The 15477-nt window shown below is 34.8% G+C and carries 14 protein-coding genes; 7 read left to right on the top strand and 7 right to left on the bottom strand.

Annotated features, from left to right (window positions below; translation table 11 throughout):
- Positions 1-280: 280 nt before the first annotated feature.
- Complete coding sequence (locus BUB42_RS09025) at positions 281-1228, bottom strand: HU domain-containing protein (RefSeq protein WP_073019375.1); 948 nt, start codon at positions 1226-1228, stop codon at positions 281-283.
- Positions 1229-1330: 102 nt separating this feature from the next.
- On the opposite strand from BUB42_RS09025, the gene dprA reads away from it, so the two are divergent.
- The 3 genes from dprA (at position 1331) to BUB42_RS16735 (ending at position 3412) form a co-directional block, all read left to right on the top strand.
- The gene (gene dprA / locus BUB42_RS09020; RefSeq protein WP_073019373.1) at positions 1331-2431 is read left to right on the top strand and encodes a DNA-processing protein DprA; all 1101 of its coding nucleotides are present in this window, start codon (positions 1331-1333) and stop codon (positions 2429-2431) included.
- 453 nt (positions 2432-2884) lie between these two features.
- Positions 2885-3097 (top strand): hypothetical protein, encoded by a 213-nt coding sequence (locus BUB42_RS09015; protein ID WP_073019371.1) that lies wholly within the window; start codon positions 2885-2887, stop codon positions 3095-3097.
- 111 nt (positions 3098-3208) lie between these two features.
- The gene (locus BUB42_RS16735; protein WP_244533910.1) at positions 3209-3412 is read left to right on the top strand and encodes a type II toxin-antitoxin system RelE/ParE family toxin; all 204 of its coding nucleotides are present in this window, start codon (positions 3209-3211) and stop codon (positions 3410-3412) included.
- A gap of 822 nt (positions 3413-4234) precedes the next feature.
- On the opposite strand, the gene BUB42_RS09005 is transcribed toward BUB42_RS16735, so the two are convergent.
- Both BUB42_RS09005 and BUB42_RS09000 read right to left on the bottom strand, forming a co-directional pair.
- The gene (locus BUB42_RS09005; RefSeq protein ID WP_073019369.1) at positions 4235-4480 is read right to left on the bottom strand and encodes a hypothetical protein; all 246 of its coding nucleotides are present in this window, start codon (positions 4478-4480) and stop codon (positions 4235-4237) included.
- A 3-nt stretch (positions 4481-4483) separates the two neighbouring features.
- Positions 4484-7885, bottom strand: coding sequence for a hypothetical protein (locus BUB42_RS09000; RefSeq protein WP_073019367.1), 3402 nt, complete (start codon positions 7883-7885; stop codon positions 4484-4486).
- A 792-nt stretch (positions 7886-8677) separates the two neighbouring features.
- Between BUB42_RS09000 and BUB42_RS08995 the strand changes: the two genes are divergently transcribed.
- Both BUB42_RS08995 and BUB42_RS08990 read left to right on the top strand, forming a co-directional pair.
- Positions 8678-9013, top strand: a complete 336-nt coding sequence (locus BUB42_RS08995; protein ID WP_073019365.1) for a helix-turn-helix domain-containing protein — start codon at positions 8678-8680, stop codon at positions 9011-9013.
- A 2-nt stretch (positions 9014-9015) separates the two neighbouring features.
- A complete protein-coding gene (locus BUB42_RS08990) occupies positions 9016-9321 on the top strand; it encodes a hypothetical protein (protein ID WP_073019364.1) in 306 nt (101 codons plus the stop codon).
- A 6-nt stretch (positions 9322-9327) separates the two neighbouring features.
- Here the strand turns inward: BUB42_RS08990 and BUB42_RS08985 are convergent, their stop codons facing one another.
- Positions 9328-9576, bottom strand: coding sequence for a hypothetical protein (locus BUB42_RS08985; protein WP_073019362.1), 249 nt, complete (start codon positions 9574-9576; stop codon positions 9328-9330).
- Between the two features lie 353 nt (positions 9577-9929).
- Here BUB42_RS08985 and BUB42_RS08980 point away from each other — a divergent pair, with 353 nt between their 5' ends.
- Positions 9930-10931, top strand: coding sequence for an IS110 family RNA-guided transposase (locus tag BUB42_RS08980; protein ID WP_073019360.1), 1002 nt, complete (start codon positions 9930-9932; stop codon positions 10929-10931).
- A 593-nt stretch (positions 10932-11524) separates the two neighbouring features.
- On the opposite strand, the gene trpS is transcribed toward BUB42_RS08980, so the two are convergent.
- On the bottom strand, positions 11525-12499 hold the full coding sequence (trpS, locus tag BUB42_RS08975) for a tryptophan--tRNA ligase (RefSeq protein ID WP_073019358.1): 975 nt from the start codon (positions 12497-12499) through the stop codon (positions 11525-11527).
- Positions 12500-12758: 259 nt separating this feature from the next.
- On the opposite strand from trpS, the gene BUB42_RS08970 reads away from it, so the two are divergent.
- Entirely contained in the window at positions 12759-13520 is a 762-nt protein-coding gene (locus tag BUB42_RS08970) for a lysophospholipid acyltransferase family protein (protein ID WP_073019356.1), read from the top strand.
- On the opposite strand, the gene BUB42_RS08965 is transcribed toward BUB42_RS08970, so the two are convergent.
- Positions 13504-14931 (bottom strand): hypothetical protein, encoded by a 1428-nt coding sequence (locus tag BUB42_RS08965; RefSeq protein ID WP_073019354.1) that lies wholly within the window; start codon positions 14929-14931, stop codon positions 13504-13506. The genes BUB42_RS08970 and BUB42_RS08965 overlap by 17 nt on opposite strands.
- Positions 14928-15470, bottom strand: a complete 543-nt coding sequence (locus BUB42_RS08960; protein WP_073019352.1) for an RNA polymerase sigma factor — start codon at positions 15468-15470, stop codon at positions 14928-14930. Before BUB42_RS08960 ends, BUB42_RS08965 begins: the two co-directional genes overlap by 4 nt.
- Positions 15471-15477 lie beyond the last annotated feature (7 nt).

Here is a 15477-nt window from a genome sequence, read left to right as displayed (position 1 = left end):
TCGCCACCCGGTGCACAAAACAGCGTTCTTAAGCAACATTATTTATCTTATGGTGATTGTCGTAGTATTTAGCTCAAATCAATCGGGAAACCCCTTAAAAAAGCAATATGTCTTACGGGTCACCATTTCCTAGCCCAGATAGAAGCGGCATCCTCTTTTAGCCTCGTTTTTTAACGAGGCTAAAAGAGATATAGCGAATAGCTGGAACAAGCTCCTAAAAAAAAATCCCCAAATAGCAGTGCACTATTTGGGGATAATTAAATCGTAGGAAAATAAAATTTTATAAGGATTGAATCAAGATCCAAGCATCGGGATTGTGCTTTTCATTGATTTCTTTTTTGGCTTTTTCAGCTTCTGCAAAAGTAGTATAGCTTCCATATAAAACTGGGTAATAACCATTTTTATTAGGAGCAATACGTTTGGCATTGTATCCTAAACCAGATAAAATGCGCAAAGTTTTATTCGCGTTTTTCTCTTCTCGATAAACACCCGCCATGATGTGGTACGGCATTTTTGCTAGAGCTGGCGACTTTACTGAAAGGGTTACAGCAGGAACAGGACTTTCGATAAAAAAAGTGGCTTGCTGTATTTTATTTTGAACTTGTTTTTGAACCGCAGTTTCAACCAGAATCGTTTCTGAGGCGATTTGGTTTTGGTACATTGGATAACCAACACTTGCTGCAATTCCTAATCCTAACACAAAAACAGCAGCATATTTTAAATAGGATTTTGCTGTTTTGGTCGCTTCGGGAATCATTGTGATAGTTGCTTTTTCTTCAATTGCCGCGATTTCTTTCTCGAAGATTTCTCTTTTTACAAGTGGCGATACAAATGGAGCCAATCCAAAAGAACTTGTTAAATAGTTTGCTTGATCATTTGGTGTGAAAACAATATTTTTATCGGAATTTAAACGAAGGTCTCCAACATTTTTTATCGACAATACTTCATTTTCGGCAAGTGTTTTTTTCCAATTAAAAACTTCATATTGAATTGCGCTTAGGGCATATTCATAAGATGTTTTCTCCGCCAAAGCGATGTGATTAGCCAGAAGCCCATCATTGTTTTTTAAATTAGTGTTGAAAACAATTCTTTTTTTAGGAGGGAAAAAGGAATTTGAACTTTCGTTTAATTGAGCCGACTGAATTTCGGTCAAAAAAGCTCCGAAACCCGGAACAGTTACACATTGATAACGGTATAAAAGCTGCGCGATGTAGAGTTCGATTTTCATACTTACAAAGTTAGACAAGCAAAATAGTTATCAAAATTTTATTCACAATTTTTATTAACAATTCGCATAAAAATTTATACATTTCACACTCAAATATTTAGCATGGACGAACAGGACTTATTTTATTTATTGGCTTTGCAAAGAATTGAAGGAGTAGGGGACATTATGGCCAAAAAATTACTTACTCATTTTGGCTCGGCAGAAGCTGTTTTTAATACAAAGGCTTCCCAACTTGCTGGAATTGATGGAGTGGGATCTATTTTGTTAAAAAATTTAAAAGACAAGTCCGTTTTCGAAAAAGCAACTTTGGAACTAGAGTTTATAAAAAACAATGCTATTGATGTAGCATACTTTAAGGATGAAAATTATCCAGAACGACTGAAACATTGTATTGATGGACCGCTAATATTATTCACCTCAGGGAATATCAAGTTACAAAATAGAAGAATAATAAGCATAGTAGGAACGCGCCAGATTACCTCATACGGTACCGAGTTTTGTCGAAAATTAATCGAAGAGTTGGCACCGCTTGATCCCATAATCGTTAGTGGTTTTGCTTACGGAGTTGATATTGTGGCGCATCAACTGGCTATGGACCACAATCTCCAAACGATAGGCGTATTAGCACACGGATTAAACCAAATATACCCGAAAACCCATAAAAAATATGTTGCTAAAGTAGAGCAGAACGGTGGTTTTATGACCGAGTTTTGGAGTTCTGCAAATCCCGACAAAGAAAATTTTGTTAAACGAAACCGCATTGTCGCAGGAATGAGTGAAGCAACTATAGTGATTGAATCGGCTGATCGCGGTGGTTCGTTGATTACCGCAAATATGGCGAATGATTACAACCGCGATGTATTTGCGGTTCCAGGTAGAGTGACCGATAAATACAGTCAAGGCTGTAACAATCTAATCAAAACCCAAAAAGCAAATGTACTCACCAGCGCCGCCGATTTGGTTTATATCTTAAATTGGGATATCCAGAAAGAATCTAAACCCGTGCAAAAACAATTGTTTGTCACTCTAGACAATGATGAGCAAAAAGTGTATGATTACCTGCTGCAAACCGGTAAAGAATTGATGGATATCATAGCCTTGCGCTGTGATTTTCCTATTTACAAAATCTCAGGAATGCTGTTGAACATGGAGCTAAAAGGTGTTATCAGGCCCTTGCCAGGCAAATTGTTTGAGGCGATATAATAGCTGATAATGTACTGCATTATAAGTGTTGCAGTAGTATCAAATTCTATTATTGTTAGTAGGAGCAGCACCTCATTGCATGCCACACGAGTTGTCCCGCTGTACGTTATATCTTGCTGGGCGAACCCCGCCCAGCAAGGATGCCACTGCCATCGCGGCTAAGTGAGACGCTTTATTTTCATCACAAAAAAACGGCATCGTTTTAAATTTACTCTTGCTGTAATGAGCCGTGTTGCAAACGCTTCAAATTTTTTTTATGAGTAAGTAGGCACTCGTTGCAAACGAGCGCCGGTGGGGTTAGCAGCTATAATTTGTATGTAGCTGAGCCATTGTGATGGAAAACCATTTGGGAGAATTATATATTTTTAGTAATTTAGCTGAACATTTAATAAATAATAAGAGTGAATTAAATTTCAAGACTTTCTTTATGCAAAATATTTAAATATTAAAATAATGAGGCACGTAACGGTTTATATCACAGACAACGAATACAGTCATTTTTTAGAACTTACAAGAAGCTTGAGTTACGTTAAAAAAATAGAAACTGATGAAGATTCAAAAGAAACTATTTTAGACAACATAAAAACAGGGCTTAAAGAGGTACAGTTATTCAAAAAAGGAAAATTAAAAACTACCGCCGCCAAAGATTTCTTAAATGAGTTATAAAGTTGAGCTTTCTGCTAACTTTAAAAAAGAAGCCAAAAAGCTAATTAAAAAATACCCATCTCTTAAACAAGAACTATCAGATTTGTTTGACGAACTAGCTAAAATCCTATTATGGGTACAGATATGGGTAATAATATTTATAAAATACGCCTGGCCATCGCTTCCAAAAACAAAGGTAAGTCTGGCGGTGCAAGGGTAATGTCGTTTGTAAAAGTAACAGGTACTCAAGTGCTTCTTTTCTCTATCTACAACAAAGGCGACAAAGACAGTATTTCTGACAATGAAATTGATGATTTGTTGAAAGATTATATTTAGAATCCCCAGCTATGCGAAGTCTTCCTTTAAACTAATCTTTAGAACTTGGATGCTGTGCGATTCCATAGCTTTCATAACCCAACTTGGTACCCACTTTTACATGCCGTTCCTACTTTTTTACTTGCTCTATTCATTATATGTAGTAAAGCTATTTAAATTCAGGACGTCAACAATGGGAAAATCTTTTTTTTCGCTTTTTAATACCCCTGAATCTGAAACATAAGTACTGGCAGTTCTCTTATCGTGATTTGCCTTTCTTTGTGCGCACGGATTACTAGGTCGGTTCGCTATCGCTCGTGTGCAAATCCCCGCTAACTAACTAAAATATTTATTGAATATTCGCGCAATCGGGTTTACTTGCTTGAATGTACTCCTATTTTAGTTAGCCGCGTTACAAACGCTATGATTTGTTTTTATAAGTTAAGCAGGCACTCGTTGCAAACGAGCGCCTGCGGGAGACAAAAACGCTGTACTCACAGAGGTTTCTATGGAAGATGTGGCTACGCTAGAACAACTAAAACTGATAAACGAACTAGACAGCGAAGAAAAAGGAATACTCCTTAAACTTATTGAAACTTTTGTGTCAAAAAAGAGATTTAAAGAGTATTTACAGAACAATATCGCTACACTTTGAAAAAATAATTGAAAGAACCTTATTAGGTGTATTTATAACTAAAAGAGGTTTTTCAAATTTTAATAAAAACTATTTTTATCCAATTTGACAACTTATTTTTAGCTAAAAAGTATCCGTTTTGGATACATTTTATTTGCAAACATAAGCTTTGCTAATGCTTGCGATATTTGGGGCTGGAAAAACGAAAATTACTCTAAAACAAAGTATCCAATATCATTTCCATATTTTAGCAATTCATCGATGTCCTTTTCGATAAGTACTAATTCGGGTAAATTTGTTTGTTTTATTATCAATAACACATTCATAACTTCCAAATACATCTCCCCTGTTGTACCAAATATCATTTGTGCATTTGTTATTTTATCTAAAGAATTACGATAGCCATTATCTGAAAGCTTCTCTTTAATTTCAATAATTTTTTTAATCCAATCCATATTTTAGAATTTAATTGTATGAAAAGATTCTAATTTCACCCCACTTACAGGAACTACGATTTCAATATTACCCCCAACATTACCACCAACACCTGGTGCTTCTCTTGAGATTTTAGGGATATTTGCTTTTGGCTTTCCTATTTCAATAAAAAAGTCGCCATTTTTTAAATTTGCTTCTGGAATACCATATTTTTGAGCAAATAATTTTATGTCTGTTATATTTGCTGGGTTTTCTAAAGACCAATATTGAGCTTCTGCAGCTGCACTATGATTTAAAGTGCCAATTCTATACAATGGGTCGCCATTATTAATTTTACTCAATGCGGTTGTGGCATTTGATGTATTTGACTGTTTGGCCCATCCACCACCACCATGATTATCTGGAATTTTAATATGAAGTGCGTCATCACTAATTTTAGCGATTGGCAAATCATCTACATTTTTAAAGATTATAGAAATACCATCATCAGAAACCTTATACCCTGCTTTTAATAAATCATCATAGGTGTTTTTCAAAGCACCAGTAAGGCTTTGAGCCAACTTCCCCGCCCCCTGCACTCTCATCAGCTCATCCGCAAATGTATCAAATTCGTTTGAGTTATTGATAACGCGGCGACCAAATTTTTGAACGGCAAGATCTACAGCTGTTGCTGAAATTGTTGCAATTGCGTAATAAGTGTTTATCGTATTCCATCGTTCTAAACGTTTTTGTCCTTCTGGTGTTGTAGCCCATTCGTTGACTAAGGCATCATTTATAATAATATCTGTGATAGACATGCCTACATCTCCAAGTGCTTTTATCCCGATGTAGGAAGCGTATAGGGTTCGGGAAGCTTGGTAGGTTTTGTAAGCTGCTTGTAATTCTCCAACTCCAACAGCAAACAATGCAATATTAAACATTGTTTTAGATGATGATATGATTAGTTCTCGTCTGTCTTTATTGAAAAGATAAAGCGCTGCCAATGCGGGCATTTTAGCAATACTTCCAGCTTTATAGCCCATCGTTTGGTTTTTAAAACGAACCAAAACATAATCTAGAGGATTTGTAATTTCAATCATCTGTTCGGCAACGGGAATACATTCTTTACATTGCCCGTAAGCCTCTCTTTTCAAAACAAAAGAGTTGGTTTCAATAGTACCGCTTACTAAGTTATCTATGTATTCAATTCTCTTAACTTCGTTTTCTAATACTGATTCCACAATTTTTTGAGAACTTACAGGATAGTATCGTAATTGCCAAGAAACTAATTTTTTAGCAATTTCATCAAAGGTTTGAAATTGTGTTTTGTCTAATAATGGAAAGATTATTTTTTCTTTTACAAGCCAATCTAACATAGCTTTCTCATCGGTAGTTTTTGTAGATAAAATAAGTTTATAAACTAAAGGTTCATAGCAATTACCTATTCTAATATTGGGATAACTTTCGCTTTCAACACAACTAGTCACAGCCCATTCTTTGAGCATTTTTTGTAATAATTCCTTCCTTTTATCTAAGGTTATTTTTTCTAAACATGCTGCGCTTTTACTGGCGTAGAAATTATTTACCAAGTAATCAACTGTAATTTCCTTAATGTCAGTTGGTAAATTAGGACAGTTAATACTTTGATTATTTCTACTGTTACAATCCACAACCCCCCAATAAGTACTTCTATTTTCGTCTTTTCCTCTACTTTTAAGGGTCTTGTCTTGACTAAAACGTTTTATATAAGCAACTAATTTTGTGGGATATTTAACTTTTGCGGTTATGATTGCTTGAAGTTCTTTGGTATTGGTGCTTCGTAAAAAATTGTTATTGCCACAAGAGGCATTGTTGTTGTAAAACAAATAAATTTTGGAACCTAATGCGGGTTCTTTTACAATTGCTTTTGTATTAGATACTCCATCTAGATTTACATAATTTTTTCCATCCCATTTGTAGTTTACTCCATTGATGTCGATGAATCCACCCAAGAATCCTTCTGGTGCCGCTTCAATATTGGCTATTGTCTTTTCATCTCCATTACTCACAAAACTCCAATCAGGAGCAATTGCATATCCTCCAGCTAATTCACCCGCATCATCCCCTTGAATAAACGGATACAGCTGTAAACCAGGCGCATGAAGCACTTGCCAATCATTATGGCTTAGTTCAACACCAGTACCATAATCCATTAACAGATTAGTTGTTGTAGTGGTGTTGTATTCTGTAAAAGGATGTTTTAAACCAAAGACACCGTGACCTAGTTCGTGTGCCAAGGTGCGTACGATATTGTTTTTATTAAATATGAAACCATACTGTCGCTTTAGAGGCATAAAACCTAGTATGTTCGATTTGTTTGAAGGAGTATCAGTGTAGATGATATAATACGTATCGTTTTTGTAAGCTGCTCCTAGTTTTTGTTTTAAGTTGTTGGTTATTTGCTGCTGTTCGTCTGTGTAAGTAGCTAATAAACCGCTTTCGCTCGTTTGTATGCTTTCACCCCAAATGTTGTCTAGGGTTATTGCAGTAGTACTTACATTAAAAGTTATTCCTGCAGGCTCATAAATGGTATTTAACTCTGTTTGAGCATTTGCAGGTATTGTAGCCCCATTAACACTCACTAAAGTTACATTAACCTTTTTATTGGTTAAATGCCACAAATCAATAGTACCGGCGATATCATATTTACTTGCTGCTTCCTTTGGATCTTTAGGTACAGCAGGGCGAACTGTAGCAATGATGCTTTCTTTGGCAAAATCTAGTGTTTTTTTCAGCGTTAGAGTTGCTATATTTCCGTTCCAAACAATTTGCGTACTGTCTATGGCGGTACCATTTTGCGTTTTGAATACTAGATCTTTCTTAGTTTTTCCGTTTTTAAAATCTACAGTTGCTACAATTACATCAGTCGAGTTTGGCTTATCTGAAATGACTTTGAGAGGAACGTTGTACGTGCCGCCGCTTTTTTGAGGGAGGGTTGTATAGGTTTTGTTTAAACTACCATTTTGCGAGGTGGGAGCGGTATCAAAAGCATATTTTCCATTGCCTTTAGTGAGAATAACACGCACATCAGGCGAAGAAATTTCGGCGACTACGCCTCCAGAACCCATTCCGTTAGTGTTTTTAGAGGTTGGAATTCCTCCAGGAGCGAGTTGCCCAGAGGACGCTATTGGCCCAGCTGGAGCATCGGCCGCAACGGTGTATTGTTTGCCATCTTTGTCTGTAAAAATAATGTCATTCGGCGTTTTTTCTTGTACAAATGAAGCGCCATTGGTACCTGTTACCGTTACTGTACCATCAGGATTTTTGACAACAGTCGCTATTTGAAACTGTATATTATAATTGATAACTTCACCTGCATCACCAAATAAATTTTTGACAATGCCATCCAGATCAGCCATGCTTTTCCAGTCTGGATCATAACTCGCTATAATCTCGCCCGAGATCAATTTAAAATCGGTGTTTACACCAATGTTTTGAAAAGTGATACGAATGCGAGAGAATTGCCCAATGTTGGTGGCATACTTGCTGGCCTTGCCAGCTATTTCATCGGCATTCTTGTTTAATTTTTCAGCGGCGGGGGTTAGTGGAATTAATTATGGCTAAATCACATCAGACCCAATTTCTTTTTTACTCTTCTTAAAACACTATTGGTGACAGCCGTAGCTTTTTTAATTCCATTTTACTTAGTTTGTCACGCTGGAAGCGTCCCTATTAAGTTGCTCTCAAGCGTTGAGACTGTATTAGCAACGAGCTACACAAAGTCTTCTTAAAACAAAACGGTATCAGAACTTGGCTGCTGTGCGATTCCGATAGCTTTCATAACCCAACTTCGTACCCACTTTTACATTCCCCTCCTATTTTTTTACTTGCAATATTCATTGATGTATTAAAATTATTCAAATTCAGGAGGTCGATAATAGGAAAATCTACTTTTCCGATTTTTAATACCCCTGAATCTGAAACATAAGTACTGGCACTGGTCTTATTGTGATTTGCCTTTTTTTATGTGCACGGATTACTATGTAAGTTGGCTATCGCTCGTGTGTAATTCCGCTATCAAACAGAGATGTTTATTGTATTTCCACGCAATCGGGATTGCAAATCCGCACGATCGGGTACAAGAATATAATATCTATTTCATTAAGCAAAATATTTATAATTTTTATAACTCATTTTTTGTCTGTATTTTTGCATTAGCAATGATTTAAAGGTGTTTTAGTACCATAAATGCGTAGAATATGAACACATTCGGACAAAAATTAAAATCTGGCAGAGATGCTAAAGGGTTCTCGCAAGCTGAACTGGCTCGTAGAATAAGCTCCCATCATTCTATTATTGGGAAGTATGAGCGTGATGAAGTAAAACCAACTATTGACGTGGTTAAGAAGCTGGCAGATGTTTTAGAAACGACTGTGGGTTATTTGCTTGGAGAAACAGAAGATAGAGAACTTCTAAAAGATCCTTCTATGATGAAGCGGTTAAACGACATTGCTAAATTTCCAGAACAAGACAAAGTTTGCATTCTCTACGCTCTCGATGCAATGATTAATAATGTGAAACTTAAAGCGATTTGAGTATGAGTATTATAATCCAGCAAAAATTAAGTGAAGAGCTAAACAATACAGGTGCAATTTCATTTAAAGAAATTTGTGAGATACTTGATGCTTTCCAAATTGCATCTGGACAGGGATTTGCCATAGGAAAAACAAAAGCCATTTTAGAATATATTAAAAAAGGAAACAATTTAATCATTAAAAACTTTGAATATTCTAATAATCAAAAAATAATACACTCCTTAAAAGAATTGGTCAACATCTATAAAGATATTGACAGATTTATTGATTTATCTACCGACAAAGATTTTAAAAATTATTTTCAATAATTCAAATTAGTGTCCCAACCAAGATTTAATATTATTCCATTCAGCAGTTGTTATATTAATTGGCTTGTAATTTTTCACGACAATATGATTTAACTCTTCTGCATAAGCCCCCAACAATTGGCCGTTTTTTATAATGTCGTCTGCTTTTGTTGGAATAGTAGCAAGATAAATATCACCCAGCTGTGCGAAGTCTCCCGACTTCGTACCCATTCCTATTTGCCATTGCAATATAACCAAGTTTCTATCACTAATCATAAAAAGCACAAGTCTAGCTGTGCTTTTTGTTTATATGTTATTGTTTGCTCATTATTGTGGGTACGAAGTCAGAGACATTCGCACAGCAGCCCTTAGGTTTTTTAGAACTTTTGTTTTTAAGAACACTTCGCAGAGCCTTTAGATTTGCATAATAAATTATTCGTAATTTTAAATTATCAACCAAACTGACAAAGTGAACCATTCGCAGAGCAAAGTTTCAGGCTTATCCCCCGATTAGGACTTTGTCAGTTTCTATTGAACAAGCATCAAATAGTTATTAAGTCTTAAAGGACTATTATTAAGGTTTCGATTGTGTTCAATTACTTGGTTGCTAATCTTTAAAAACTTTTCTTATGAGCAAATTTAAACATTTTGTTGGTATTGACGTATCAAAAGAATACTTTGATGCAGTGGTAATTTTAGATGGTACTAAAGAAAAATCTATTCACAGCCAGTTTGCGAATGATTACAAGGGGATCAAATCTCTTTGTAAATGGCTGAAAGAAGAAGGCTCCACCTATGAAAACACACTTGTTTGTTTGGAGCATACTGGTATGTATGGAAAATTGATTATCAATTATTTAACTTCGTTTAAGTTTGATATTTGGGTCGAAATGTCTTTAAAAATAATTCGTAGCATAGGCTTACAAAGAGGTAAGAATGATAAAATTGATGCCGAAAGAATTGCATATTATGCAATGAAAAATCAGGAAGAAGCTCAAATTTATGAGCCTCCAAGAAAAGTTATAGAACAACTAAAAAAACTCATATCCTTAAGAGAGCATTTAGTGACTACTAGAGCGATGTTATTAAGAAATAGTAAAGAATTGAAAGGATTTGAACCAGAACTTTCAAAAATTTATGCTAAATTTTGTAAATCTACCGTAAAAGGTTTAGAAGCAGATTTAAAAAACATTGAAAAAGAGTTAGATAACATTATTAAATCCGACGAAAACCTCAGTAATGTTTACGAAAAATCTACTTCTGTAACTGGTGTTGGTAAAGTAACTACTTTATATTTAATTTGTTATACAAATGAATTTAAAATGTATGAAACACCAAGACAATTAGCCTGTTATTGTGGAGTTGTGCCTTTTGAATACACCTCAGGAAAATCTATTAAAGGCAGATCAAGAGTGCACTATATGGCAAATAAAAAACTCAAAAAACAATTACACATGTGTGCAATTTCTAGCATAAGAGCAAAAGGTGATTTTAAAGACTATTATGATAGAAAAGTAGCAGAAGGAAAAAACAAAATGCTTGTGATTAACAATGTTAGAAACAAATTAATTCATAGAATTTGTGCTTGTATAAGAAATAATAAAAATTATGAGCTTAGATTAGCAAGTTAAAAAAACTAAAATATAATTTTCTTTTGAAAGGAAAGATGTAAAAAAACTTCTTCCCCTTCGCAAGACTTATGTGTTTTTCCTACTCAAAGTTATTGAATTATTAGCAAAAAATAAAGAAAAACTTTAACAATTTTTATTTGCAAAAACCATAGTTATCGGGATGAGTGGAATTAGTTATGGCTACATCACATCAAACCCAATTTCTTTTTTACTCTTCCTAAAACACTATTGGTGACAGCCGAAGGTTTTTTAATTCCATTTTACTTAGTTTGTCACGCTGGAAGCGTCTCTATTAAGTTGCTCTCAAGCGTTAAGACTGTATTAGCAACCAGCTATACGAAGTTTTCTTTTTAAACAAAACGGTATCAGAACTTGGCTGCTGCGTGTTTCATATAGCAATCTGAACCTGACTTCATTCTCAATTCTACATGCCGTTTTAATTGGTAATTTAAAAGCAGTTTATCAACTATATTGATGCAGCTTTAAAACACAAAAGCTACAATAATTAGATAATTGTAGCTCTCGATCTTACTTTCCTTTAAACTTTAACGTAATATGAATACTTATATGATTTAAATGTTTTACAAAAATGTCTACACCTTAAAACCCAACTTCTCTCGAACTCTACCTAGCACCCCATTGGCGACAGCCGTAGCTTTCTCAGCGCCAATTTTCAATAACACATCAACTTCTTGAAAGTTATTCATGTAGTAATTGTATTTTTCTCTCTCTGTTTTGAAGGTCTCGCAAATCAATTCAAACAATGCTTGCTTGGCATGACCGTAACCGTAATTTCCGCCCAAATAAAGTGCTCTCATAGCTGCGATTTGTTCTTCAGTTGCTAGTAAAGCATAAATAGCAAAAGCGTTGCAGGTATCTGGATTTTTGGGGTCTTCAAGAGGTGTGCTGTCTGTTTCAATGCTCATTACTTGCTTGCGTAAGGCTTTATCATCTAGAAATATATTGATAATATTATTAGCTGATTTACTCATTTTACCGCCATTGGTTCCAGGAATTAGCAAACCATCTTGCTGCACTATAGCTTCTGGAATTACAAATGTTTCACCCATTTGGTGATTGAACCGCGAAGCGACATCACGAGTGATTTCTAAATGTTGTAGCTGGTCTTTTCCCACGGGAACAAACTCTGCATCGTACAATAAAATATCAGCAGCCATCAGCATTGGATAACTAAACAATCCGGCATTGACATCCTCTAAACGATCCGCTTTATCTTTGAACGAATGTGCTAATGTCAAGCGTTGGAACGGAAAAAAACAACTCAAATACCATGACAACTCTGCTGTTTGTGGTACATCCGACTGTCTGTAAAAAACCACTTTATTTACATCTAGTCCACAAGCAAGCCAAGCTGCAGCTGTGCTGTAGGTGTTTGTGCGCAAAGTTTCACCGTTTTTTATCTGTGTTATCGAATGTAAATCGGCAATAAAAAGAAATGATTCGTTCTCGGGATTATTGGATAGCGCTATTGCGGGAATGATTGCGCCAAGTAAATTTCCTAAATGTGGAGTTCCAGTGCTTTGAACGCCTGTGAGTATTTTTGCCATTGTTTTTAATATGAGGCGCAAAGTTCGCAAAGTTTTTTAATTTTTACCGCTAATTCGCAAATTATAACAATCAATGATAGTCAATTTGTTATTCGTATAATCTTTCAACTTATATGTCATTTAAGCCGCTAAGACTTTAAATTGTCGAAAGAGCGTGTAATGATTGCGAACCAACTTAAAAAGGCACATTACTAATATGTTGCAAAACAGAAGAATATTTTTTAAGCAATATAACTTCTGATTTCTTACTTTTGGCCTCATGAAAGGAATAAAAATTATATTTTGGATATTGTACCGCATCTGGTTTTACATCTTAATGACTATCCCAATTCTGGTTATGTTTCCTTTTTTAGTACTTTCAATAATAACCGAAAGTGGGTATCCCTACTTTTTTAAAATGGCTCGAATTTGGGCAAAATTCATTCTCTTTGGAATGGGGTTCCGTTATAAAGTTGATAAAAGTCAAGATATGATCTATCGTAAGAGTTATATGATTGTGGCTAATCACACTTCGATGGCCGATATCATGTTGATGCTCGCCATAACTAGAAATCCGTTTGTCTTTGTGGGTAAAAAAGAGCTTTCTAAAATTCCGTTATTTGGTTTTTTTTACAAACGAACCTGCATATTAGTAGATAGAAATTCGTCCAAAAGCAAAATGGAAGTTTTCAATAGAGCTCAAAAAAGAATAAATCAAGGTTTAAGTATTTGTATTTTCCCCGAAGGTGGAGTTCCAGATGATGAATCAATTTTGTTAGATACTTTTAAAGATGGCGCTTTCCGCTTAGCGTTGGAGCATCAGATTCCTATTGCGCCCATTACATTTGCAGATAATAAAAAAAGATTTTCCTATACTTTTTTCAGCGGAAGTCCTGGACTATTGCGTGTAAAAATGCATTCGCACGTTTCAACTGCAGGTAAAACGGTACTTGACCGTAAAGAAATTCGTGATGAGGTTCGCAATATTATTCACACAAAATTGCTGGCTTATGAAAACGAAATTTCTAAAAACTATAGCTAATCCCGGAGTAAAGGCCTATTAGTAAAGGCCTAGAATTACCTGAATTATTAGAGAATGTATTGAGTTGATACTTAACCATAGGCTCAAAATTTAGCTGGAATGATTTTACAAATCTATACTTAAAACCAAGCCCAATATTTGTAGTGAAATGTACTGTATTCAAATTATTAGCCTGACCTAGCGGCAGATTTGTTTCTGGTGACAGTAATGATATTTTATTATTGTCAAGTAGCAATGTGCTAAAGCCACCAATAACGTTAATACCTATTTTTTTATCTAATACCAAATAGGAAACCTCCATTGGAACCTCATAATAACTGATATTCTGATTGATTGTTCCTTCACTTGTTTTTTGTAAATTTTGTTCAAAAGTGTTTAGAGATGCGGTATTAGCTTTACTACTTATTTCAATCATTGCATTTGTATTATACCGCACATTAGCGAGCGGAGTGGCGCTCAAAGCCGCAGAATAGGAAACGTTATTGATATTATATCCTAACGCAAATTTATTAATTCCGGATCGCAAAGTTAATTTTTTCGCCACGAGATAATTGATACCAATGCCAAAACCAATATTGTTATCCATCGTTTTAGAATTTTCGGCAAATTGTGGATCAAGGTTGGAACCGTTGGCATTTGCAAACATAGCGACAACATTAGGCGTGATTAACCACTTGTTTTTGACAACAGCCACCTCAGTTTTGTTTTTAGTTTCGTTTTGCTTTAAAATCGTTTCTAACTCATTTGGAACTTCATTTAAAAGACTGTTATCAATAATTTCAGTTTTGGCTGTAGCCAAATTACTTTTATTTGATAAAACATTATTTAAAGTTTTATCAATTATTAAATAATCACTTTCTTTAGAATTGGGAGAATTTAAAGTTTTACTAATCACTTCATCTGAGTTGTCAGTGCCAGTCACAAGTTCTATTTTTTCTAGCGATTGATTATTTTTACGATTATAAAACGCAGCAGTTTTTGTATTTTTTGTTTTGTTGGAGATGCTTTTTGTTTTCTCAGTTGTTGTATTTGGTTTTTCATCGTTGTCTGTTTTTTGAAGATTCGACTTAGTAATTTTCTGGTGGTTTTTGAGATTGATGCTTTTATCTATGCGTTGTTTTTTATTTGAAACTGCGTCTTCGTTTACAGTTTCAGCGTCTACAGATTTAGTTCCGATTACAATCTGTTGTTTAGCATTAGATTTTGATTTATAAATTGTGTTCAGAGCAAAAAATCCCAAGAAAAATGCAGCAGCTATCCCCGTATTTTTTAGCCAAAAAGGAATTATTTTCCGCTGTTTTTTTTCCTTTAAACCCAGTTGGATTTTAGACCAAGTATGATTATTAGGTTCTGTTTCAAAATCTTTGAATTTCTCTTGAAACAATCGGTCTATATTTTTATTATTTTTCATTTTGCGGACGATCCGATGTTAATTTGTGTTAGTTTTTCAATCTTTTCTTTCAATATCACACGTGCTCTAAAAAGATTGGATTTGGTTGTGCCTGTTGAAATTTTCAACATTTCGCTAATTTCTTTATGGGAATATTCGTCAAGAACGTATAAGCTGAATACAATGCGGTATTGATCTGGCAATTCATGAATTATTTGAAGGAGGTAATCTAGAGATAGGTTTTCTTCGTCAATTTCAATTTCTACTTCTGCGATATTATCATCAATTATTTCAAGAAAACGAATGTCTTTAAATCGTCGTATCGCATTATTTATCAGTATTCGCTTTGCCCAGCCTTCAAAGGATCCTTTTCCGCTATATTGCTCAATTTTGTTGAAAATAATTATAAAGCCATCTTGTAAATTATCTTGCGCATCATTATAATTACTAGAATACTTAAGACACACTCCAAAAAACTTCTTGGCAAACAATCGATATAATTGTTCTTGAGCTTTGGGGTGGAACTTTTTACAATCAGTAATTATTTGTTCTAACGTCACGTAAATA

This window comes from Flavobacterium micromati (assembly GCF_900129585.1).
In the GTDB taxonomy this organism is placed as follows: Bacteria; Bacteroidota; Bacteroidia; order Flavobacteriales; family Flavobacteriaceae; genus Flavobacterium; species Flavobacterium micromati.
The sequence above is the reverse complement of the archived record's forward strand: the minus strand, read 5'-3'. Positions and strand labels throughout refer to the sequence as shown.